Source organism: Burkholderia sp. PAMC 26561 (genome assembly GCF_001557535.2).
GTDB lineage: Bacteria > Pseudomonadota > Gammaproteobacteria > Burkholderiales > Burkholderiaceae > Caballeronia.
On record NZ_CP014306.1, the window covers coordinates 1,643,469 to 1,667,549 of the forward strand.

16 protein-coding genes and 1 pseudogene are annotated in these 24,081 nt (G+C 54.7%); 9 read left to right on the plus strand and 8 right to left on the minus strand.

The features are described 5' to 3' along the window. The first annotated feature begins 71 nt into the window (after positions 1-71). Positions 72-1,604: a CYTH and CHAD domain-containing protein gene (locus tag AXG89_RS07750; RefSeq protein WP_062169016.1), complete on the plus strand. Its 1,533-nt coding sequence runs from the start codon at positions 72-74 to the stop codon at positions 1,602-1,604. Between the two features lie 141 nt (positions 1,605-1,745). Here AXG89_RS07750 and AXG89_RS07755 read toward each other — a convergent pair whose 3' ends face one another. From AXG89_RS07755 to AXG89_RS07775, 5 genes are all read right to left on the minus strand, one after another. Beyond that, positions 1,746-2,303: a nucleotidyltransferase domain-containing protein gene (locus tag AXG89_RS07755; RefSeq protein WP_062169018.1), complete on the minus strand. Its 558-nt coding sequence runs from the start codon at positions 2,301-2,303 to the stop codon at positions 1,746-1,748. Between the two features lie 114 nt (positions 2,304-2,417). Then, a complete protein-coding gene (locus AXG89_RS07760; RefSeq protein WP_062169019.1) occupies positions 2,418-2,633 on the minus strand; it encodes a hypothetical protein in 216 nt (71 codons plus the stop codon). 367 nt (positions 2,634-3,000) lie between these two features. Then, positions 3,001-3,339 carry a hypothetical protein gene (locus AXG89_RS42050; protein WP_162916023.1) on the minus strand — a complete coding sequence of 113 codons (339 nt, stop codon included), beginning with the start codon at positions 3,337-3,339 and terminating at the stop codon, positions 3,001-3,003. 1,311 nt (positions 3,340-4,650) lie between these two features. Beyond that, entirely contained in the window at positions 4,651-5,439 is a 789-nt protein-coding gene (locus AXG89_RS07770; protein ID WP_069638370.1) for a metallophosphoesterase family protein, read from the minus strand. Positions 5,440-6,039: 600 nt separating this feature from the next. After that, entirely contained in the window at positions 6,040-6,609 is a 570-nt protein-coding gene (locus AXG89_RS07775; RefSeq protein ID WP_062169025.1) for a BPSL0761 family protein, read from the minus strand. Positions 6,610-7,020: 411 nt separating this feature from the next. Here AXG89_RS07775 and AXG89_RS07780 point away from each other — a divergent pair, with 411 nt between their 5' ends. Next, positions 7,021-7,266 carry a helix-turn-helix domain-containing protein gene (locus tag AXG89_RS07780; protein ID WP_062169027.1) on the plus strand — a complete coding sequence of 82 codons (246 nt, stop codon included), beginning with the start codon at positions 7,021-7,023 and terminating at the stop codon, positions 7,264-7,266. Positions 7,267-7,875: 609 nt separating this feature from the next. Here the strand turns inward: AXG89_RS07780 and AXG89_RS07785 are convergent. The 3 genes from AXG89_RS07785 to AXG89_RS07800 all read right to left on the minus strand — a co-directional run bounded on the left by AXG89_RS07785 (position 7,876) and on the right by AXG89_RS07800 (position 14,164). Then, on the minus strand, positions 7,876-9,297 hold the full coding sequence (locus AXG89_RS07785) for a UvrD-helicase domain-containing protein (RefSeq protein ID WP_062169029.1): 1,422 nt from the start codon (positions 9,295-9,297) through the stop codon (positions 7,876-7,878). Next, positions 9,290-11,017, minus strand: a complete 1,728-nt coding sequence (locus AXG89_RS07790) for an AAA family ATPase (RefSeq protein ID WP_062169031.1) — start codon at positions 11,015-11,017, stop codon at positions 9,290-9,292. The genes AXG89_RS07785 and AXG89_RS07790 overlap by 8 nt, the downstream gene beginning before the upstream one ends. A gap of 2,700 nt (positions 11,018-13,717) precedes the next feature. Further along, entirely contained in the window at positions 13,718-14,164 is a 447-nt protein-coding gene (locus AXG89_RS07800; RefSeq protein ID WP_162916025.1) for a hypothetical protein, read from the minus strand. A 351-nt stretch (positions 14,165-14,515) separates the two neighbouring features. Here AXG89_RS07800 and AXG89_RS07805 point away from each other — a divergent pair, with 351 nt between their 5' ends. The 7 genes and pseudogenes from AXG89_RS07805 to AXG89_RS07840 all read left to right on the plus strand — a co-directional run bounded on the left by AXG89_RS07805 (position 14,516) and on the right by AXG89_RS07840 (position 23,375). Beyond that, on the plus strand, positions 14,516-15,334 hold the full coding sequence (locus AXG89_RS07805; protein ID WP_062169036.1) for a hypothetical protein: 819 nt from the start codon (positions 14,516-14,518) through the stop codon (positions 15,332-15,334). A 432-nt stretch (positions 15,335-15,766) separates the two neighbouring features. Beyond that, complete coding sequence (locus tag AXG89_RS07810; RefSeq protein ID WP_062169038.1) at positions 15,767-17,206, plus strand: toll/interleukin-1 receptor domain-containing protein; 1,440 nt, start codon at positions 15,767-15,769, stop codon at positions 17,204-17,206. A gap of 454 nt (positions 17,207-17,660) precedes the next feature. After that, positions 17,661-19,541: pseudogene (locus AXG89_RS07815) on the plus strand (KAP family P-loop NTPase fold protein). 38 nt (positions 19,542-19,579) lie between these two features. After that, complete coding sequence (gene qatB, locus AXG89_RS07820) at positions 19,580-20,368, plus strand: Qat anti-phage system associated protein QatB (RefSeq protein ID WP_236873391.1); 789 nt, start codon at positions 19,580-19,582, stop codon at positions 20,366-20,368. Then, a complete protein-coding gene (gene qatC, locus AXG89_RS07825) occupies positions 20,365-21,651 on the plus strand; it encodes a Qat anti-phage system QueC-like protein QatC (protein ID WP_062169041.1) in 1,287 nt (428 codons plus the stop codon). The genes qatB and qatC overlap by 4 nt, the downstream gene beginning before the upstream one ends. After that, positions 21,648-22,382 (plus strand): Qat anti-phage system TatD family nuclease QatD, encoded by a 735-nt coding sequence (gene qatD / locus AXG89_RS07830; RefSeq protein WP_062169043.1) that lies wholly within the window; start codon positions 21,648-21,650, stop codon positions 22,380-22,382. Before qatC ends, qatD begins: the two co-directional genes overlap by 4 nt. 645 nt (positions 22,383-23,027) lie before the next feature. After that, positions 23,028-23,375: a hypothetical protein gene (locus tag AXG89_RS07840; protein ID WP_062169048.1), complete on the plus strand. Its 348-nt coding sequence runs from the start codon at positions 23,028-23,030 to the stop codon at positions 23,373-23,375. Positions 23,376-24,081 lie beyond the last annotated feature (706 nt).

Genomic DNA, 24,081 nt, shown 5'->3' on the forward strand with positions numbered 1-24,081 from the left:
GCAACCTTGCACGATTGCGAAAGAGTATTATTCCACCGCCGGGGCGGACCTCGGCACAAGGAGCGGCGTGCATGGAACGGGAAATCAAGCTTCAGGCAAACAAAGAACAAATCAAGCAGGTTTTGTCACTGCCGATGTTGGTCCCGTTTTTCGCCGGGCCACCTCGAACCCAACTCCTTATCAGCACATACTTCGACACTCGCGACCTCAAATTGCGCGACGAAGGTATTGTGTTACGCGTACGAGCTATCGGCGATGCGTTTGTACAAACGCTCAAAACGGAGGGCTCGACAAAAGCAGGTATGTATTCCCGAGACGAATATGAGACGCCGGTTGATGCTAACGTCCCCGACATTGACGTGCTCAAGAGATGCATGCCGAAGAAATCATCCGCTGCCAGACTCTTGTCGATGACTGACGAAGGTATGGCTCTCATCCCGCAATTTACGACCCGAATCAAGCGTACTATTTTGAGTCTGCAATTTCCGGAGGGAGATGAGGTCGAGTTCGCGCTTGACGACGGCGTCGTTGAATGCGGTTCCTCGTCCGAGGCGTTTCAGGAAGTCGAACTGGAGCTCAAGAACGGCAAGCCGGACCGTCTATACCACCTCGCGTTGGACATATTGCGAGCGGTCCCGATGCGAATTAGTCGTCTCAGTAAAGGCGAGCGTGGCTACAACTTAATTCGTCCGATGCGGTATGCCGCAACGCGGGCGCAGCCACTCGCACTGAAAAAGAAAGATACGGTTGAAGCCGCGTTTGAAAGCATCGTACAGAACTGCATTGCACAAATTCAGGGAAACGAACTCGGCGTCATAAAGAGCGGTGATGGGGAACCGGTTCATCAAATGCGTGTGGGCATTCGACGTCTGCGCTCGGCAATCGACCTCGTCGAACCCCTTCTGGTGTTTCCCTCGACTCTCGAAACGGAGCTCAAATGGATTGCCGGGAAGCTGGGTGCAGCACGTGATTGGGAGGTCCTGGCTGCCTCAACGTTGTCCGGAACGTTTGGCAATGCGCACCGCGACTTTGATGCCGAACCAGTGATTCGGATTGTCGAAGAAACTGCGCGGCAACGTCGTACTGAAGCTGCAGTAGCGGTAGATTCCAATCGATACGCTTGTCTCGTTATCGAATTGACGCGTTGGTTCAAACAATCGCAATGGCGCGAGGGCCTGGATGACGAGCGACGCGGTGCCCTCAGTATGCCGGTGAGTGAGTTCGCTGCGGAGGCGCTGCATGAGCGCCACCGTAAGCTGATGAAGCGGGGACGACATCTTCCGGACCTCGACCCGAACACGCGCCATCGCGCCCGCATTGCGGCCAAAAAGCTTCGGTACGCGATGGAATTTTTCGCCACGCTTTATGAGAAAAAGACGCTTCATAACTACGCCGAAACGCTTTCACAACTGCAGGATGATTTGGGCTGGCGCAATGACCTAGCTGTTGCCGACGGCTTACTACGTGACTTGGCTGCGGCAACACCCGATGCCGCAGCCGGTGCGGCATATGCGCGAGGCTTTTTAGCATCTCGTATGGCTGAGGACTACGGCAAACTAAAGACCCTATGGAGCGAATTTAAGCGGCTATCTGCGCCAAAATGACGCTTATCTCTGAAGCAATCCATGTTGCATTAAACAGTTGCTGTAACTAACCACAATTTGCGCTCCGAAGTCCGCGCCGGCGCGGAGTGAGCGCATGAAGCTGCTCAGCAATGTGGTTCTCATACTCGGCGGGGCGCTGCATCACAGAATCTTCAGTGTAGGGCCCTGGGCAATCTGACCCAGAATCGGGTCAGTATCCGCCAGCGCAGCCCATTCAAGAGGCTCGTAGAGGAAGAAGTTGACGGGGCGCAACAGACGTTGCTCGGCTAAGTGAAGCGCCTCTGACAGGTCAAGGAGCGGCGCACTTCCGATGACAATCAGGTCGATGTCGCTTCGGCCAGTGTCGGTGCCCTTCGCCAGGGAGCCAAACACGAACGCTGAGGAAATGAGTTCGGAAAAAGGCCAAAGAGCTTCTCTCAGCGGCTCTGCAACGGCAAATGACTTGCGAGCAATACTAACCAATTCCGGATAGAGGATGAATTCGGTATTCGCACGGATGCTCCGTTGTCGACCTCGTCGAGCGTCTTCCTGGAGAACGCCAACCTCGACCATTCGGTCCACCTGTTTTTGAGCGCTTCCGCGCCCACTATCAGCCAAACGTAGCAGTTCCTGAAGGGTAAAACTGCGGTCAGGCTGTAGCAGCGTGGCGCCAAGGACTCGTTGCAAGCTTGGCGTGAGGAGAAAGTCGGCAAGACCCATAGAGTTATAACGAAACGGTCGTCCTTGATGCGAAGATTTTTCCGATAATCCTCAATGTAGGGATACGCATCCCTACATTGAGGATTAACCGAAGGTGCTAATGAACAAGCTCCGCTAGCCGGTAGTTTCAATTCGAAAAACCTCGCAGACGATGACCTCAATTCGCTGCACGACGGCGTCTGGCAAGTATTTGTAACGGTTACGCCCATCGGGTGGTAGCCATCCTCGATTCGCGACAATCCAACGGATTAGAGTAGATACGTCGTATTGCGGAATATCGAACTCCGCATCAATCCGTTGCGTCGCAACTTCGTAAGCGTCAAGCTTCATCGGACATCCTTTCCGTTTCAGTCGCCCCGCAGTCAAACTTAGGCCTCGATTGCGGTAAGCGCCACGGTGTAGGAAATGGTCGACCTAAGCGCGACAAGCAATATGCGAGTCGCGTGCCCACCTGTTTGGCTCGAACCAAGAGCAGCCCCGGTCGTCATCTGTCGCTCAATTGAGCGACAGATGTTGAACCGGTCTTTATCGCGAGGAACATTGGCATTAGCTACGACACTGACACTAACCCTGGTCGTTGCGAACGCCAGACTCCGGCCGGTGCCCTTCCTGCGCAACGAACATCCATCCTTCAAATCGCGACAAGCTGTCTGCGAAAATTTGCTGCACCTAAGCGGTGGGATATCGCTCAATCGTCTCAAGAAGGTGTATCAATAGCTAGCCCCTGTCGCCAGTCTGGAACAAATTCTTGCGTCACGTCTTTCCATGTTTTTATGTTCCATGCCCTTGCCGCATGAGTCCAGACGTATTCCGCATCTTTATCGTTACCAGCGCGTCCGACGAGTTCATAGGTGCTCCCGCTTTCCGTAGACCCTGTGCGCGTGACTGGGTCGAACGAACGAATGGATGTGCTAACACGACCTTCACAGTCGATAATGTTGAAGCCCACGAAATGACGTCTGCCATCGCCTGCCTCGCGAATAGACCAACGTTCGAGCACCACGTGAGCACTTGAGTTATGCACGTAAATCGACATGACAGTTTGCTCCTTGTTGCGTTAAACATCAATCAACTAACACCCAATCGAACGCCGCGTTCCCAAAGGAAATATCTGCATAAGGGCGTTTCCTGTTTGACCTGCCGAGAAAGTTGCTTAGGACACGACAATAACTAATTTGATAGTCACAAAAAAGTTGTTGTTAGGACCGGACACAAACTCCCGCGCGCAGAGCAGCAACTCGACAATGAAAGCATGGGCTGGCGCCGAAGCATGCTGGCGGTTCGCGTGAGAAGTCGACAGTTCAATCTGAAGACGGTGAGACCAGACCGCTTTTCGAGCTAACGGGGCCTCGAGACGCTCTCGCACCCCGAGCGGCGTTTCGTGCACGACACGCTTGGCAGGTTTATTTTTTTGCCTCTACGCTTCAGACTGGTTACTTGAAAGACCTCAGAACTGCTCGCACAACGGTCACAATGTCGGCCGACTTGGCTACACGAACCGGGGGTGCGTCGAGCCGTGGAAAATTTTGCACTGAGACGCTCGTGTGTGCCTCGTCTTTCACCAATATCAAATCCATTCGTGCTTCCCGAGAAAACCTCCGCTTCTCGCCATCGCTGCGTGATATCAGGACTGTGGATGTTTCCGTGCGCAGATAGGGACCAACTGGTCGCAGCGTTCTTGGTTCAAGGGCTATAAGCGCGCGGTTCCAAATGCTAAACGTAGAGTCAACCTCTATGATGCTGGTGCACACCAGCGGCAAGCCGGTGTTATGGCTAAAATACTCTCCATCATAGATTTCCACTTTTGTTCTAGACCGTCCAGAGCTGGCAGCATGAATGGCTGAGTCCATCTTGCTTTCTATGTCACAGTTCGACTTCACATCTATCAGAGACTCGCATAACCGCGTCCTGCCTTCGGCGACACGGCTGCGTGCGCTAGATGTCCTGGAACAGAATTGGACGGACATCCAGAATCTGGCGAGGCGCCTTAGATAAATTGACGTGAGCTCAAAAAATCGACGTCGACTGAGAGAATGACGACGGACACAGATTCCACGACAGCGTTCTCGCTCCCAAGCGGGAGGTCCGTGCAGGGCCCCTCCTGGTGAAGTGCTTTGCATTCTTGACCCTTCCAAAAATATGTTTCGCGAATCCACTTTCTTTCTGGCACACGAACAGCGTCGACCTCCTCGACTCCATCCTCGTCAGCGCCCCACGGCAGAAACGTCACTCTGGCTAGCGGTTCAGCGGTACGCAATATTTTCATGAGGTCAACCACGGTCACGATGTCAGTTCCTCTACGTTTAGCGAATTGCGCATGGATGACACCTGAGCACACGGCATTCGTTCAGATGTCGATAACCAAGTCGGGAGCAAAATCCGGATTTTCGAACGCGAGCAGTGCCGCAGGATTTATCGAATAGCGCTTTGGATAGCCGCGTGGATTGCATATAACCCTGCACCCGCCGACCATGTAATCCACCGAGCGATGGATATGGCCATGAACCCAGACGTCAACTTGCTCCATTAAAGGAGTCTGGTCGCTCGCGAATGCCGCGCTCAGAATGTCTCCTTCGTACTCCGGCGGAATCGAATTTGCATGCGGCGCATGATGGGTGATTACGACAGTCTGTCCTCTGAAGGGCTTGGCCAAGCTGTCTGCTAGCCATGCCCGGGATTTCTGATGTTCGGCCTCCGCATCACGCGGCGAAAACGCATGCGCTCTGCCATATCGAATATGCCTGTGGTCGTTCATCGCGATTTCAGCTTCGCGTAGAGCTACCGTCTTCCATTCAGGTCTTAGGTTGTAGTCTGTCCATAGGCAACAGCCAAGGAATCGAACTCCGTTTAAAATCAGTTCATCACGCTCGAGAAACCTCAGTGATGTTGGTGCCAGGTTGGTGCGCAGTTGATGCTGCGACGTGAAAAATTCGTGGCGATACAGTTCATGATTTCCGTGGACGTACAACACTGGCACAGGGTACTGGCCATACAAACCGACTGCCTGAGTGCCGGCGTGGATGTCCCCTGCAAGAATGAGGATGTCAACATCTGCTGCGAGCTCTAGCGCTTCACTCCCAGGCACGCCATTTCGAACAAACTCGTGATGTAGGTCTGAAGCAATCTGTATGCGCACGTTGCCCATCCTCCACATGTTAGGTGTAGCCGTGTTGCAGAATGCCATTCATGCAGCAGGTTTCGGGGTGCTTCAGTTTCTCGGGTAGCTTTATCGCGGTAGTTTCGAAGAATCTTTGCGCACAATTTCTACGCGGTCAGAGGCACCGTTTGTCGATGTGGTTGCCATCGTCTCTAGGAAAAAATCTGTGGTTACGACACCAATGATTCGCACTGGCGAATGAGTCATCGAGTGCGTACCCCGCCGGTGAACATCGAACTGAGAATTGCGCTGCTCGTGCGGCCCGTAGAGTCGTTGGCACTCGCACTCGCACTCGCACTCCACGAAGCGTAGTTCTTCACGTTCTGTTTCCATGATTTTCCATTACACCGATGATTCTGGGCTCGTGGTCAACGGCTATTTCTGTGTTCTACTAGGTCGATTTTAAATATGTTGTACTAATCGTATAGATACGACGGCGCTGTCGATTAACATCACCTCTCAACGTGATTTTATTACTGGATGTGCGAGCTTTGCCAGTCGCAAGGGGCTGCGCTGACGCAGGTCATATCCATATGCTTCTTCGGCGGGCCGGTTGAACGCCGGTATGTTTCGAACATCTCATGCTTTACTGCGCAGAAAATCCAGCGCGAGATTTCGAATTCGTTGTGCCCACGCAATTGCTTGGTCTGCGCCACATGGAGGGCAACGCTGCGCCCACGGATGGGGACGCCAGTTCACGAGGCGTATTGCCAGGGACCTGTCATCCTCGAGCGCGTTGATGGCTTTGAACGCCGACCAGCAGATACTTTCGTTGGGATGTTCAGAGTAGTCGGGGAAGCCGTTTTCGACTGCAACGGCGAGCAAGGGTAGGTAGCCGGCGTCGCAGGCGAGCATAAGCCGAGAAGGCTCCGATAGAGCTGGCCTCAGCGCATCTTGGAGAAATTGTCTCGACAGCTCGATGCGACTACGACTCAGGTCCAATTCATCGTCGCTTGGAGGCATAGCGAGAACGCCTTTCTTTCCGTTAGCCAGGAGCCCAATATCAAACGCGTCGGGAAGGTGTTTGAGGATGGCACCAGCCTCGCTGCGAATTGCATTGGTAACGTCCTCGCGGGGCACATTGACCAGTGCGCTGAAGAATTCCCTTGCTCGCAGTATGGCGAGGGTCCGCTCCCGTGGTGTGTTCATCAATGTAAGCTCCATTTTCGAACGCCGATGATGAGAAGGTCCGACCGGTCGACCGTACGCGAAAAAACAAACCGTGCGATACCCGAGTTATTCAATTTTGAGTGCCTCTCGGTACCGAACGAATCCAAGAATATTTTGTATTTGTCTAGTCAATCGCCGAGGCGCGGGCCCCTTAGTTAGCATGAACATGACCAGCAAATCACATTGACTTAACTAAACAAACACCCTCATTCGTTCTCGTCTTTATCGTTCCGCATTACTGTATGCCACCTTTCTGATTAGGAAAGCACCTGCAAGGGCGCCTATACCCAAGTGTAGACGCATATCACGTAGATGTAAACACAGTAGATGTATAAACGGTAGACGCATGAGCGGTAGACGTTTGACGAGCGCTGAGCGACGCTGCGGCTCATGGAATTTGATAAGAAACCCCCTGAGCGCCTGCTACGCATCCGCGTTGCTGGCAATGTCCGACGGCTCCGTGTAGAGCTAACTCTTTCGCAAGAGGATTTGAGCGAAAATTGTGGGTTCCACCGCACTTATGTTAGTCAAGTCGAACGCGCGGTCACCAACATAAGCCTAGACAATCTAGAAAAACTCGCGAAGGCGCTGCAGGTTGAGCCTGCAGAGTTACTAGTTGATTTCAAATCCTTGTAGCTACGTGCCGAAGTCAGCGAGGCCCGTCAGGGTCGATGCGTGTCGCTGCGTCGCATCCGCGCAGGTCTCGCAATCCAGCGCCTTTGAATCGCAAATTTTCGGCGGCGACGGCTGGCAATGAATATGGGAGCGCAGGTTGCCGGTGTCTGTCGGCTGGCATTGCAGTCGGTTATCCAACGCACTAACCGGCGCACGTCGAGATGTGGCGAACGGCTAGGGCAGACGACTAACGGCCTGGACGGCAAAGTTGAAGTCGTCGAACAAGAATTCGCTCGCCAGCTTCGAGGCCACATCAGCAAATGAGCGCAGGTGGGAAGCCGCTACTTGCCTCGCTGTGCAGCGCGAATTTATCAGTAACGCGCCCTTCACGCACCGTGCGATGTCCTTATAAGTCTCCAGCACGGTCACACTGTGAGTCTTGATGTCACCGAAAGCAATGAATCAGCGTACTAGTGTGTTGAGGGGGGCTTACTAAACCCTGAGTCTTCATACTTCGTAGCGATGTTGCTTCACTGGTTCATTTTTTGTGGGGCATTAGTTATCTCCGAGAAGCGTTTCGATGGGACGGGTGGGTCGCGGGCATCCGGAATCGAGCTATTGAACTTGTGATTACGGGGAGGGGATAAGAATCGGCGTTCGTGAGCAGACAACGAGCTTCCTCGCACCTCGAGTGAGCGCGACATAAAGGTGGCGCGCGTCCATCAATTCCGGGTTCAATATCACAGCTGTATCTGCTTCAAGACCTTTCAAAAGTAGTGTGCTACCAACCGCGCGCCGAATTGTTGGGCGACCGAGGTGGCGATTGCGCTCACGCGATTGTGCGACGGCTTCTGCGAACGTGCATTTACCGAGAGAGGCCATTGCAAACGCAGACCGCAAAACCCGAAGCGCCTCGGGCCGGTAAACTCTTGCATTGGGCGCGTCCTCTAGTGCACGCAAGACAATCTGTGCCAAAGAGAAGGATGGGGCACGCTGAAAATCCAGAGTGGCGGATTCCGAAACAGACGCCTCGTTTCGCGCGGTTCCGCGACCAAGTACGTGCATGCGGCGCAATAGCTCTGCTTTGCCGACGCCGGTCATGAGCTCAGCGGCGAATGAGAGCAGGCATTCGAGCGCTCTCGCATCGGCGAGGTCAAACTCACGGCCAAACTTGGTAAGGTCCTTCAAGTCGACCGCTTCGACGGTCGTCGCGCCGAAAGTCTGTGACGCCATCAGTCGTTGACTCCGGGGACTTTTGCTATCACCGATAATCAGAACGGCGCCATCGGGAGTAGAAGGTTTGGTTTGTGCGGCTTCCTGGCGAACCTTATGGGCGGGACCGTCCTCGTTCGGGAGTAACTTCCAGAATACCTCCTCGGGTGCTAGACGGAGGTCAACAGGCTGCCCGGCAAGCAGCAACTGGCGCACCGTCATTAGCCAGGTTCCCAGCCCCTCGGTTCCCGCATTTTTCCATCTCCAGGGTGTCGCAAGTTCGCCGACCGGAGGAAAAATCTTGTGGACATTCGTCGTCCAATCCACTGTCGGCTCATCAAAACCAAAGATGGCTTGGAGAGGGTCGCCGAGCACGCATGTCGGCAGCACCGTCGCCGTCCAGCCGATAATGTTGTGTTGAGCAACAGTGCAATCTTGGTATTCGTCGACGAGCAGATGGCTGTATGTAGCCTGAAGCGCATCGCTGATGTCGCCGCTGCGCAGCAGGGTTCGCGCCGCTTTGCGGATGTCGATATAGTCCGAAACCGGGTGGTTCAGCATTTCAATGGCCCGGTCATGGCCGCTACGCAGGGGAAAGCTGGAGATGAGCCGAATTGACCAGCTATCGATGGTTGCAACGCGATAGACATGCTTTGGCACGCCAGCCTTCACAAGTCGGGCTTCCAGCGCAGACCGGCCTGCGTTCGTATGGGTCAATACCAAGACGGGTTTGTGCCCTGAATGAGCAGCGAGGCAATCTGCAATGAGTTGCGTCTTTCCGCAGCCGGCCGGCGCCGTTACCGTGCCGCGCCTCAATGAAAGTAGGTCAAGCTCAGGCATTGTGTGCCCACTTGAAAAGCGCTGCTACGATGCCAATGAAGTCTTCGTCCGCGTCCTTTAAATGCGGTCCGACTATATCGCGGGCCACTGCCTCCATCTTTGATATCGACTTGAACCAGCCTGCCTTGCGGGTGCGCGAAGCAATGCCGAGAACGACTCGAGTCTCAAATGAATATTCCCCGACAAGGCTTTCAATTTGTACCTTGTCGAGATTCAACTTGCCGTCCGACTTGGTCTTAATGTGAGCGTCGACCTTTCCATCTTCGGTGAGCTGGAGCGCTCGAGCGATTAGCTTGTCGACGGCATCGTCCGGAAGGCTTGTGAAAAGCTCGTCCTCAAGCGCTTTCCCGCCGCGCCACGTAACGTGGTATCCGCCAGCAGTTTTGAATTCCTCTACCAACTTTGCGGTGGGTGCCTTGTCTGCGTCCTGCACAACGGCAACTCGGTATCCAAGCTTTTGGAAGGCCTTTGCTTTGTGGAAGCAAGTGTCAGCCTCGCCTCCGCCGGCGTCGGCATACGAGACGCCGGACGACTGCAGTGACTCGTCGCCCTCGTTGACGAAGAAATCATTCAGTCCTCGAATGAAGCCTATCTCGCTCGCTCCCTCACACACGAGCACCGTTCGGGCAAGGAAGGCCTCGGGATACGCTCTAATGGCCCCTTGCACGTCGTTGTCCGCTCCTACAGGTTCGGCCTGATGGCCACCAGTGTGAGTCCGGAGCACAAAGAGCTGCGTGCCCGTCAGCTCCCTCAAAGCCACAGGAGAATGCGTGGTGATGAAGGCTTGTAGCGGTGGCGTCTTTTCCTTCGAACCCAACGAGTTCAGCAGCCGTGTGAGCCGATGTGGCTCAAGTCCGTATTCAATCTCATCGACCAGTACGACACTTGCGAGCGCGGCCGCTTCGCGATGAAGGCCCGCAATGAGCAGTCGGCTAGACCCGGTACCCAGGTTGCGTAGAGGAATGCCATCTTCGGAATGGAGCGAGATGGCCCCGTCGCCAAAGGAGACCGCATGGGTGTCGAGAAGAGCGGTGGCAGAAGCGCCGACCGGTACGCCCAAACTGTTTGCGGTCTTGGTGACCGCTTTCAGGGCATTCTCGAGTTGTGGTGCTGCCCTAGCACCAAAGCCGGAGCGCGCTTCTCGCGCGGCCTTTAAGAGCTCGGACCCAACGTTGGCCCGCTCATCGGAAAGACGATTCAAGACCGAGCCTCTGGTCCACGATAGGTTGGCGTTTGGATGGTACCCAAGTCGGGCCGGAGCGAGCGCCGTCCTGTCCTTCCACCGGAGCGCACGCGGAGGGTCTTCCGTTACAGTTCGCTCCGAAAACAGCGACCACACAGGCTCGAGGTCAGCTTTCACAGTAAGTCGCTGCGTGAGTACCATTTCGAGCCCTTTACGCGGCTCATCCTCGACTTCGCCCGTTGCTTGGTCGAAGCCCCGTAGGCAAGCCCCGTAGTGCTCAATGCTCTTGAGGGAATCTGGCAGCGAACCGAGCGTTAGCCTAATAATAATGTCCTGCGTGACATCGAGATTGAAGAAATCGGTGTCGGAGATATTGAGGTTACGTCGCGCGCCGAGGCAGTAATCAATGGCGTCAAGAACGGTGGATTTACCGCCATCACCAAGACCGATGAGACAATTGATACCTTCCGACGGTGCCCAGGAAAATGAGCGAATGGAGCGAAAGTTGTTGATTTCGATTTTTCGAATGCGGACCACTGTTTCTCCCTATCGACCTGGCCTTACTGCCCCCGCACATGCGCGAACTAAAGGATTTCCTTCCATGAAGGAGGTCGGGATTGTTGGTTGAATTTGTCGCGAAAATTCGGCTTGGATTTCACGCGTCGGAGCGATTTTAGATTGAACCGCAGACACGCAGGTCCGCGTAGCTCTAATTTATCTCCGAAAACCATAGGTAACCTCAAGTCTTCGCAGCCGGTGCCGTTAGCGGAACAGCGCCTCCGAGGACGCGTTATTTAAACTCACTCGCGGCAATCGAGCCGAATCTTGAGCTTAGATAGATAGATGCTCGGCGGCCACGAGCGAGAACGTCAACCGGTCAGGCGTAGGCTCTAAATTCTTATCCATTTTCGCTCAAGCTAAGGAGTGACATGACCTTCCACTATAAATTTCGCCGAACGGAATTCGGAAGAAACTAATTATCTCAACGGCAACCGTCGACCGCCGCAAGTCATTAATTTTGTCATTTCGCTTATGCCTGCAACTATAAATGAACCGAGTAGCCAGTCAGCCAGTTTATGGCAATAAAAATAGTACCCGGCACGGCCTTTTATATCGATTCTATAATGACTTTCCTTTAATCTAACAAGCGGGAGACTTTCGCTATCCACCGACGGCATATCGAGCTATCAGGGCCGACTATGTTTATCAGCGGCCAAAGCTTAGGTTCGGCCGGACTAAGGTCAGCTAAAATCACGTTGCCTTTTTACACGTGCCCGCGTAACACTAATGCTATCATCTTTGCAACGTGCCAAATAGAAGTCACCCGCAACAATAGATTCGTCCAAGAGTACTTTGTTTGTTATGCAGTCCTGGATTTCGAGTGATTTCAACGATTGTGGTACCAAATGCAAATCTCCGACGACTTGCACCAATCCAAGCTTGATTCCCTCGGGGGTATTGCATCTCGATAGGGTTGATTCTTTATTATTTTTTCGAGATATTCAGCGTGGACGGCGGTGAAAGCGCCGCGCTTGTCATTCGGACCGACTGGTATCCGCGATATGCCAAAGGCGCCTGCTTTGCAGACAGCGGCCCAAACGTGCCTTTCTGCGTGCGTCCACCCCTTTTAGTACATCTTGCACACATCTGTTACTTTACTCTGCGAGCCTCGCGCAAAATCGGTCACGGTCGAAAGGGAGACGAAGATGACGAAGATGACGAAGGTGCATAGCGTTATCGGATAGTTTTCATCATAAACGCCCCTTGAGTGAACGCGATTGTCTAAGCTTTCAAATCAGCTGACATCGCACGGTGAAAGTCACGTCCCCAACTAGCGCAGGTTTGTTTCTGATAGACATGTATGCAGCAGCGCCGCACGGTCATCGGACTCAACGTAATACTAGGTGACGAGTCTGAGCTATTGAAGGTCGTTTTCAACCATCTGCGAGCGCAGTCCATTTCGCGATGAACGACAGTAACTATCTGATGCGACTGCGGGCGCAAACAGCAGCCGACGTATTTTGTTCTTAAAAACTTGCACTTGGTGACAGCTGTGTTGTCGCCTGTGGATAACTCTTCCTTTTGCGCCTTTGGCTTCGCCCCCCCCCCCGCACCCCCCCAAAAAAGCGCGAAGACAAAGAGCGAACCTTAAAAAGTGATGTACGAAAAATCAACAGCTAGATGCCCGCTATCGCGGGCATACCAAGCACAAATTTTCGATTGACACGCCCTAAATCTTTCGACTGCGCTTGTAAACAATCCGCTGCACTAGGCGTGACGGGCGGTTTAGGCAATCTTACGGGTCTAATAGCGGCGGTCCCTTTCTGAGGTCTACCTTTTTCAAAATGTAATTAAGAAGCCTGCAACCCTTGTGGTTGCGGGCTTTTTCCTTATTTGCATTTTTTGGGAATCGCCTACTGTTTGTCGAAGGGTCTGCCTTCGGGAACGTCAATAATGAGCGTCCGGTACGCCGTCAGAATGCAGGTGTTAGCAACGGGCGAGCGGTTTTCCCTGCTCATCAACCTCCGTGCGATTCCGGTATTTGACTTCACCGCGTTCACGTTAAGCGAATGCCGGCACGTCAACCGTGCCAGTGCGACGCTGGAGCAGGTTGCGCGGTCCTGCAAGGTCTAGTGCTTTTCAGTGACGAAACCGGCACTGACCTCCATGAGCGGATGCGCGCGGGCCATTTCCTCACAATGGGGGAACTCGTTGCACTCATTGAGATTTGCGGCGAGCCGCTTGAAATCATTGAATCGCGCGTCTGTGCTCCACTTCCAAAACCGTCTAGTCAACATCGCAAGGTAGCCTCGCTGGAGGCGCACCGCGCGCATGTGAATGCTCAACCGCAATCCGCTATCAATCGGGATTCCGCAGGCATTCGCATTCGCTATATCCACAAGTTTCTCGAGTGGGTCTCGAATAGGCATCACCTTGCGCTTTCGAGCACGCGCTTTACGCCACCGGTGTTGTTGATGGCCACGCAAAACTGCTGCGCTCGCGCGCCCCAAGCTGGTTCAGGTACTCGAGCGCCTCGGCCGGTTGCCCTGCGTCCGCCGCGACTTTGGCGGCGTCCCAGAGGTAACGAGGCGCCGGAGACCGATTCGGCATTGCTTTGAGCAATGCGTATTGCTTTGCCGCGTCGACGCCGTCAATCTGCCTCTCAAGCAGGGCCGCGAGGCGGATAAACTGATTGGCCGGGTGAAGTTCGAGGAGGCGCTCAATGTCACATCGGTGTTACTCCCTGCACTCAGAATCGGTGGGCCAGAATCCTTGGCTCCGGGCGACTGCGGCAATCAGTGGTACCGAGTCGGAAGCGATCACCGCCTGCAACCGCGGCCAGATCGCCTCCATGTCAGCGCACCGCAGCTTATAGTCGGAATCGACGGCGATTAGATTAGATAACAGACCGAGACCGTCTTCCTCGAGATCGTCTCCGAGTTCGAGGAGTCGGGATCGCGCCTCGTCATAGTTCCCCGTCAGCCACTTGCAATGGGCCGTCTTCGTTGCGATACGCGCATTCGTGAGATCAAGCTGGCAGTATCCGCAAAGCGCTTCGCCATGTTGGGCAAAGATCAAGCATGCGTCGGCAGAGCTCTCCGGACCCGGCTGCACCTTTCTCTCAAGAAGGGAAGGCAGGGTAGAAAATTCAGTGAGTTTCATATGTCCGGAGCGTTCGTTCATGCTTCGCATGCACAGGGACTCGGAGGTGTGACCGCGTCGCATCAAGGTTGCTCGCGCGTACGAAAGGATTTTGAGCACAAGGCCTGCGCCAATTCGCTTGCATTTGGGGGACCGCATTGGCGGAAATTTTACAAGGTTTGCCCGCACACATTGATGTCACATAGCCAGCGCGACGCGATCGCCCCGAATGCCGCAAACGAACGGTGGCGATGCATGCCGCATAAATTAGCCGTCAGTTGCTTTCGGCGGTTCGACACATCAGTCCCTTTATCGTCAAGAATCGAGTCGTAGCGAAGCGACGAATGTTTTTTACTTTATGAAAAATACGGGGGAAATGTGCGCGACGAGTTGATGACCGAAGCGTTGTGTTGGGAACTCGAAAAGATGATTACGGCGGAGTACGCACATGAAGTAAAGGCTTCCGAGGACTGGGTCTTCTATTGTCCGCACGAAATCTGCCTAACGAAGGTGCACACCCGAACGCAGAAAAATACATATTTCGCAGCTCGCCCGAGACACGTCAGCGGATGTCCGGACGAGGCGCCTTCATCAGAGCCCTCCACATTCCCCGGTGCGCCGAAGCGCAAACCTGTGCAAGTCAGGGAGAAGCCAATACCCAACCTGCTGGGGCCACAGCCTGCGCTAAAGCAAAAGTCACGTCCCCCAACAAAAGAAGAACTTCTGCAGCTGTCCCGGGCGGTGCGACATATTCCAGCGCTACACCCCGGCACGATGGAAGAAGTTGTTGACGCCTGGATCCGGATTGCGCCGGAGGAACGGGACCAACGAGCACTGACAATTGGCAATCAGGGTCTGACCTACAAAAGCGCCTTCAGATTCCTTGGTGGGGCTTCTGCTGACATAAATTTGCTGGCTCCCAACCGACAGATCATTTTCGGTGCCGCGACTGTAGAGAGATGGAAGCAGTGGATTCTAGTGAAAAGCAGAAAGAAGTTCGCGGCCGGAGAGGCAACGGTGCCTCTGCGTCTGGCGGTGAGGCAAGACAACGCGCCGTGCTGGCTCACTGAACTTGTCGATCGGCCGGCGACACTCTTCTGGCATGGAGTGATGCCCGAGTTGGCCGCGAAGAAGGACGCGTACCGGTTAGAAGTCGATTTCGATTTGCTTCATGCCGGGTTCACTGTCCGGGCCGACCATTTGACGCCTTGACACCCATCTCGCCGATCAAGCGAGCGATCGACGGAATGGGCATTGTCTGGCCCACTGTGCCGTCAATGTGATTCCTTCTCCATCTTTACTTTCTTCGAGACGGCTCCTAGAGCGCGCTTTCTTTGCGAGGACCCGTAGACGGCATCATTTCGTGCCGCCCGCTGCGAACTGGGAGTTTCCGGCCATGAGTGGACGATCACGCGCAGCGTTGTACTGACATTCTGAGGGCTATTCTGCTCAGCGCGGTCATTCGGAGCGCCGACGGTATGGGGCTCTTCGTTGACGCGAACGCGCTCGCAGCAAATGGCCGGTTCATCGGTGTTTGTAGCCCGTTCAACCGGCTTCTATGATGGGGTCGCGAATGTGTCAGTTGAAAAATTTGCCCTTCCGTTCGAGCTATGATGTAACTGGGCAACAAGGAAGACGTATCCAATGACAGCAGATACACCGCAGCCGAAGCTCTTTATTTCGTACAGCTGGACGACGCCGATGCACGAACACTGGGTCATAGACCTCGCTGAGCGTCTGGCGGAAGATGATGTCGACGTGATTATCGACAAATGGACCTTGCGGGAAGGCCATGACGCCCATGCATTCATGGAGCAGATGGTGACGGATCCGGAGATCACAAAAGTCATCATGATTTGTGACGCCGCGTATGTGGAAAAGGCAAATCGGCGCGCCAGGGGCGTGGGAACCGAGACGCAGATCATCACGGGCGAAATCTATAGCAATACGACGCAGGACAAGTTCGTTGCCGTGATTGCGGAAAACGACGCAGAAGGGAGTGCGCTCGTTCCTGTCTATTACAAAGGCCGGATCTACATCGACCTGTCGGATGCCGGACGCTATGAGGAGGAATACGAGCGACTGCTTCGATGGGTCTATGACCAGCCGGTCTACGTCAAGCCGTCCCGAGGAAAGAAGCCGGCGTTCCTGTCGGAAACACCCGGTGCAAGGGTGGGAAACCGGTCGGCGATGAAGCGGGCGCTGGAGCAGTTGCGCGACGGTAAGCCAACCGCATCGGGTGCAGTCGGGGACTATCTGTCGAGCGTCGCCGAGGATTTTGAGGGATTGCGTATTGCCAAAGAGAAAGGCGTGGAATTTGATGACCAAGTGGTCCAGTCGATCGAGTCTTTTCTGTCGACACGGGACGAACTGTTGACAGTCATCCAGGCCATCGCGCGGTATCAACCGAGCGGCGAGAACGTTCAAAAAATCCACCGGTTTTTTGAAGCACTCCTGAGGTACTACTGTCCGCCTCCAGACGTCATGCAGTGGGTGGACACGGACTTCGACAATTTCGTCTTCATCACGTACGAGCTCTACCTGCACACGCTGGCGATCTTTATCGGAGCCGAACAGTTTGAGCAGGCTCGATACCTGATTGCAACGGAATTCTACGTGGGGCGAAATCATCGTTTTGGTAATGAACCCATGGTTGCGTCAAATTCGATTGACGGACAGCTGAAATCGCTTGAATACCGGAACAGCAGGTTGAACCTGCGCAGGGAATCCATACAGGCGGACCTACTTCGCGATCGCAGCAAGTCTGGCGCGGTCCGGTTTGAATCGCTGGCACAGGCCGACGTCGTTCTCTATTTGTATTTCAAAGGCAAGCCGGACTGCTGGTGGTATCCACTGACGACGGTTTTCCTTGGCATGAGTCATTCGGCGTTGCCCGTTTTCGCCCGCGCGAATTCCAGGAAATACTTCCACAAGCTTCGCGTACTGCTGGGATTTGATACCGCCGATCAGATGCGTGAATGGATTAGCGAAATGGAGAGCGGGAACGCTTTGCCGAAGTCCGGTTTCCATCGCCTGCCGCTTGGCAGGCTGACGGCAGTCGAACAGCTAGCGACAAAGGAATGAAGATCCCGGCGACTGCGGTACGGAATGCAGCCCCCAGTCTATCCATCTAACCTGACGCGCTGGCGCAAGTGTCTGGAAGAAGCCGGCGTCGAAGAACTACTGGCCGAGACGAGCACACGCGATTTTGAAAGCGCGGGGTGTCGACGGTCTAAATGACGAGGAAAGACGATCCGCGCTGCTCGCAGCGCGAAAATTACGTGCTTCGAATGTCCGCTATCCTGCCTAACGACCGACTTTTCAGGGGCGAGCTAGGCCGGTCATCGTCATGCAATCCGGCCATGAACGGTCATTCGACAGCCCCTCGAAGATGGTTGACAATCGCTACAGCCTGGCACCGTCCTCCCCCGTTCTCGTAGTCGTCGCGACGAGTAAAAGGCGGTCGTCTCGACCGCCACCTAAGCGACACGTGCATCTAGCTTCCCAAAGATGGCTGTAGGAATAAGGAAAATAATAGATGTGGCACGACATTGAGGCTGAGATTGACCTACTCAACTTCGGTTTGGTAGCGAATGCAGCAGCAAATTTGATAAAGGACGCAGGCGACACGCCAGTCACTGTCGGAATATCTGGCGGGTGGGGCGCCGGCAAATCGACGCTCGTAAAACTTGTTCAAGCTCAACTGCAGCAGAGCACTAAGAACGACGAAAAGAACTCCCCCTACATACTCATGGAGTTCAACGCGTGGCTTTATCAAGGCTACGAAGACGCGCGCCAGGCGTTACTCCAAGCGGTTTCAGATCGCCTTGTCTAGGAAGCAACGAAGCGGAAAACGCTTGTCGACAAAGCGACGGACTTCGCCAAGCGTGTTAACTTACTCAAGTTTGGACGAATTGTCGCGCCAGTTGTTGCGCACGTTGCTGTTGGAACCGTCGCAGCGGGTCCTCTCGGAGCCCTGTTCGGTGCAGTCAGCGGCCTAGTGCAAGGTTTCTCGGACGAAGAAAAACGTGCTGAAGGCCTGAATGCGGTTAAGGAAGCCTACGCCGAGCTCTCTCCAGAGCTCAAGGAAGTCATTGGGGAAAAGAAGGAAACGTCTCTGCCGAAGGAAATTGAGGGCCTACGCAAAGCGTTTGCTGGACTATTAAAAGAACTCGACGTTCGCCTGGTGGTGTTTGTAGATGACCTAGATCGATGCCTTCCTACGACCGCCATTGGAACGTTGGAAGCGATGCGACTATTACTCCACGTCGAACGAACCGCCTTCCTGATAGCTGCCGATGAGAGCATGATTCGGGGCGCGGTCCGAGCGCACTTCAAGGGCGTTGACATTGAGGAGGGTCTTGTCACCAGCTACTTTGACAAGCTCATCCAGATTCCGTTGCGTGTCCCCCGCTTGGGCATCAACGAGGTCAAGGCCTACTTGGCACTCCTTTTGACGGAGCTTGCGGCACGAAAAGGCCGACTCTCTGCCGATGTTCAGGCGCGTGGTCAAGCCGCAATTGTTGAGCTGCTCAAGAAGTCGTGGGCAAAAGGCATCTCGCGCGAGCTTCTCGACGAGGCGTTCAACTCCGAGAAGGCGCGGGTGGCCAAAGAACTGGACATCGCTGACCAGTTGGCACCGTTACTGGTTACGTCAGCGGAGATCGCTGGCAATCCTCGGCTCATCAAGCGATTTTTGAACAATCTTATGATTCGGCAAACCATCGCCGAAGCGATGGACATGCCGCTTGCCTTGGAAGAGCTTGTTAAAATTCAGCTTTTCGAACGCTGTGCATCGACTGCGGCATTCGAATTCCTGGTCAAAGCGGTTGCCTCGAATCCGGACGGCAAGCCCGAATTCTTGGACTCGGTGGAGACTGCGGCACAAAAGGCAGAAAAGTACGAGCCGCCTCACGCATCGTGGACGAGCCCATTCTACGAACAATGGGTCAAGCTCGCTCCGCGCTTGGCAGACAAGGATTTGCGGCCGATCTTGCATCTCAGTCGCGACCGTAGTTTGGGCCTGGCCGCTTACGACGAACTGTCTGCTGAAGCGAGAAAAGTGCTCGAAGCAACCATGGAGGCGACTGAGCTATCGAAAATTCTAGTCCAGCAGTTGACGGCCCTAGGGGAAGGAGACGTCTCCCGAATCCTTAACCGAGCGATTCGTACGGCGCGTGAAAGTCAGTGGGAGCTTGACGACATTATGCGATGCCTTAACTGCACAGATGCCCATCCCAATTTGGGGCTTGAACTTGTGCCCGCACTCTTTGAGGTTCCCGGAAGCAAACGCAGCGTGGCGCTCCTCCCCCTGCTCAAATCGCGGGCCTGGGCTAGCGACTTGTTGCAAGACTGGGCGGATGACCCGGAGACCGACGAAAAATCGCGCAAATACCTGCAGAAGAGGGGAGCCAAGTAATGGGAACCTCCACATCCAGCACGGGCCCGGGCAGTGGAGTGAGCCTCGACCCGCCTTGGCTGGACGACGTCGTGGGCGATATCGGCAAGGGTAGCGCGGTCACCCCAAGTGACGCAGTTCCTGCTGACTCTCCTGCAGGTCCAATGGGTAATGCTCCGTCCGCGCGATACGGCGATGCTCGTCGAGAGTTCGGGAAGTTCGCCAAGACAGGGAACACCGAACATCTTCGAAAAGCGATCGGGCACTACTCGCATCGGGGTAGCGGCGGTGCGAGTGCCGCGGCCAGCCGTATGCGCGCATCGACCAGTGCTGGCGCCGCGCTGTTCTCGTTTCTCAACGCCATCAGCCAAGGAACGTCAGCCGAGGCCCGCCATTGGGTGGATGCGCTACGTGCCACCAACCCTTCGGCGGACTACGTGGTCGACGCCATCATTCGGGAGTTGGCCCCTCCTGGTGGTAGCGCAGACGAAGAATCATTCCGTGATGCAATGGACTTCGCTTTGTCTGAGTTCATCAAGGAAGACCCAACCATTGACCCCTTGAACATGGGAGTCAACGACATCTGGGAGCTGATGAAAGGCTACCTGGCAACTGAGGCCGCCAACCGGCTTTGCTTTGATTTGGGCCCCATCTTCGAAAGTTCGCAGCTTGACCCACGAACCGCCGTCATACGAGAACGGGAGATGCGACGTTTTCTGAAGAACGAAATTGGAGCGCATGTCGACTTGCTTCAAGGTCATAGCGCGAATCCAACGCGGTCTCAGTTGAACGGCGTTCTGCAAGAGGCATTGAAGATGACCTTCGAACTTTTCGAGGCCGATCTATGACGAAGATTTTCAGCGCACCCAAAGACCTGATTCCAGACTCACGTCGTGCTGACACTACGTATGTCTCGATGTACGCCCACGATGGGCTGCCTGACGTTAGCACGGTGGGGACGTCCCTCATCGATGAAATTCGTAGGGCAGGCCTCGCCCCGAGCACATCGAGCTGGGACTTCCTGTCGCTTGCGCTCGCGGTCAATGCGGCCGACCATGCCGTGGAACGTGGTATTTCAGCTGACGGTTGGACCAGAATTATTGAATTGGAAGTAGCCCTGTACGAGCCTGGACCCTTTGAGCGGCTGAAGGACGAGATCGAGCAGGCGCTTCGCTTTTTGACGGGCGATTTCTGGCACCTGCGCTTCGTCGATGGTGGATACCCCCCACCAATTCCGCGGCAACGCGTGGTGCACGATGCTGACTGCGTAGCGCTGCTGTCAGGTGGTCTTGATAGTCTGATCGGTGCGCTAGATCTCTCGGCCGAAGGTCGGCGCCCAATCTTCGTTTCACATATTGCTAAGGGTGATTCGGAGACGCAAGTGCTGTACGCGAGAACACTGGATGGGGGCGATCGTCATTTGCAGTGGAATCAGAACATCTGGCTGAAGCCGCAGCGAGATGGTGAGGGCTCCACCCGAGGGCGGTCTATCGTATTCTTCGCCTTTGCGGCACTTGCTGCCGACAGCCACGCAACCGCGACCGATACCGAATCTGTTGAGGTGTTCGTGCCAGAGAATGGTCTCATCAGCTTGAATGTGCCGCTGAACGCCGGCCGGGTAGGTAGCTTAAGCACGAAGACGACCCACCCAGTATTCATGCAGCGGTTGCAAGCTCTTTGGACTCAGTTGGGAATACCCGCGATCTTGCGGCTCCCCTATGCAGCTCAAACCAAGGGGGAGATGATGGCCGGGTGTCTTGATCAAACCCGGTTGGCGGATCTGGCCGGAATGTCCACGAGTTGCGGCCGCTTTGCCGTGTTCGGACTGCGGCACTGTGGTCGGTGCGTGCCTTGTATGGTTCGCCGGTCGGCTTTTCTTCGGTCTGGTATCACGGATACTACTGTGACCTACGTCTACGACGATTTGAAGGCTGCGCAGCCCGATAAGGGTCCGAATGACATTGCTGCAGTGGCGACTGCAGTGGTAAAAGTCGAGGACGAGGGGGTTCGCGCCGTCACCGCTGGCCAGTTCGCTTTCGCGGATTCATCTCGCCGAGTTGCGTTCGAAGGTGTGGTCGAGCGAGGACTGCGAGAATTGGGTGCCCTACTGCGCTTGCATCGTGTCCTGTGATTGACTTCCATTCCCACCTTGACCTGTATCCCAACGGCCTAGCGCTGGCACGCGAGGTCAACCGCCGCAACGAATTCACTCTCGTGGTTACAACCAGTCCGCGCGCTTATCACGCAACCTCACGAGTATTTAGCGAGTTGAGAAACATCCGCATCGGACTTGGCCTTCATCCCGAAGTTGCGGAGGCCAAGTCCAGTGAACTGGACGCGTTGGTTGCGGGAGTCAAAGACGCAAGATTTATCGGTGAAGTCGGACTCGATGGTTCGCCAAGGTTTCGGAAATCGATAGAGCTACAGGAACGTATTTTTCGAGCGGTCCTCACCGAATGCGGTCGGCAAGGTGGCAAAATCATCAGCATCCACTCCCGCGGCGCGGCGCAGAGAACTATCGAAACGTTGGCGAAAGCGCATGACGTAGGCAGTCCAGTCCTGCACTGGTTTTCCGGAGGAGTTGCCGAGCTTCGAACGGCGGTACGTCTCGGCTGCTGGTTCAGCGTCGGGCCTGCCATGCTTGCCGGGGAGAAGGGCCGCGGCTTGTTGAGCCACATGCCGCTGGACCGTGTCCTCCCGGAGACTGATGGACCGTTTGCTACGGTAGGTGGCGTTCCCTTGAAGCCTTGGGAGGCTTGGAACGTCTGCACCACGCTCTCAGACGTGTGGGCGATGCCTCGCAGCGCGGTCGAAGATCAGCTAAGAAGCAACCTTAAACATCTACTTGGCAGTCGAACTTGATGCCAAAGAAGCACCGTTTAAATGCGCCGTAACCAATTTAGAGAACTGGACTACCTTTTGCGGCTAGCCCTCGTGACATGTTCCGCCAATTTGGCGAGCCGGATTCATCAGTTTTTGCGGCCTATGCATGTCACGCCGATGTCTCAGTCCCACCACCGTGTTTGGTCCAGTTCAGAAGTCAGAGATTTTGCCGATATCTGAATCCGATCACAGAGCCACCAGCCTCTTAACTATGCAAACCGAGTCACATTGGTTCATCAAGGATTTTCTAACAATCGTCACCTTGCTCGGCGTCTTCTATAACATGCAAGAAGGTCGCGACGGCAACCCCATCATACGCAAAGCGATTTCAGTGATTGAGAGCCAGTACGACCGACTCAACACGTGGATGATCCATTCATCCGAGGCGCAGATTGTTGCAAGGTTGGGGGGTGTGACTAGATGGATGTGCATCACCGGCATCGTCCTATTGATGGCTGGGGCGAAAATATATCCCCACCCCACACAGATCTACAGGTTTCTTACATATGCTGTCGTCGGCTCGCTATTCGTCTTCTCCATTTGCAACCGGCACCTAGCCGGCGCCCGAGATTTCGATTGGAGGCCTCTCATTGGAGGCCTCTCAAGTGGGGCGCGCTCGCGGCATTGTTTCTTCTCATAGCGTCTGCTTTTTTTCAATTTTCCGACACACAGGTCGCGCATGTGGCGTTGACCTCGCTCGATCAAATACCATTGTTGCCATTCTGGCTTGAGAAAGCCAACCTTCCGCTCGCTATTGGCGGCATGGGCGCCGTGGCACTTGCTACGACGGGGCTCATTTTTGTCCTTGCACAGGCTTCGCCCTCGATTCTTGGTCGTCTTGTACTCCGACTGACGTTGCGATCAATGAAGGCTCTTGCCGCCTCCGTTGCCTGGCTCGATCCACAACGCAAGTTCGCATGGTTTATGTTTTTCGTTTGCGCGGGTATGCAGCTCATATCCAATCACTTGTAGCCGAGTTACCGATTTTGTCTATATCCGGTCAATTTGAGTGCAGGCATGGATTCGACAAGGATGCCGTGTTGCAGGGTGGGGTCCTGCGGCTCTCGCCTGTGGATAACTACTCTGCTCGCCTCCCCCTGCACCCCCTCATGCCAGTGAGAGATATAGTTCCCGGAACGTCAGAGCCGTGTAAACAAGTGGCCCTTAGACGAGATGCTCGTTTACGTTTCACCGGTTACGATTGCCGAAAAGCCTCGCTGGCATTGGATTGCAGGCCTGTTTACGCTAGGAAGGTAGGCGGAACCATTCTGATCGACAGTTTCGCTGCTTGTCTCGGTTGGTGGACCCGGAGTTGTGCTCGCTTGCTAGGTATGCGGGACACTCCGGGTTTTTTTGCGCCTGATTTCCTGAGACTGGGGGCATTGAGCGTTGTCATTTCACCACGATATGTTTGGCGTTGCGCAATCGTTTGCGCGCTCCATTTCTGAAAGAATAGTTCGTTTTTTGAATACAAACGCAAAACATCGCCTGGTATTGGGGATCGGCGAGCGGCAGAAGAGCGCGGTTCGCCCCGCTTGCACAGGCGTGTCAGCTCGAAAACTCGCTTGTAGCCGTCGCCATTCTTTGGAACAGATTTCCACATCCTTGAGTTCGACAACTATTTCGTCAATCGAATCAAAGTAGTGGGGCGTTTCTAAACTCGTGCGAATAGGACGAT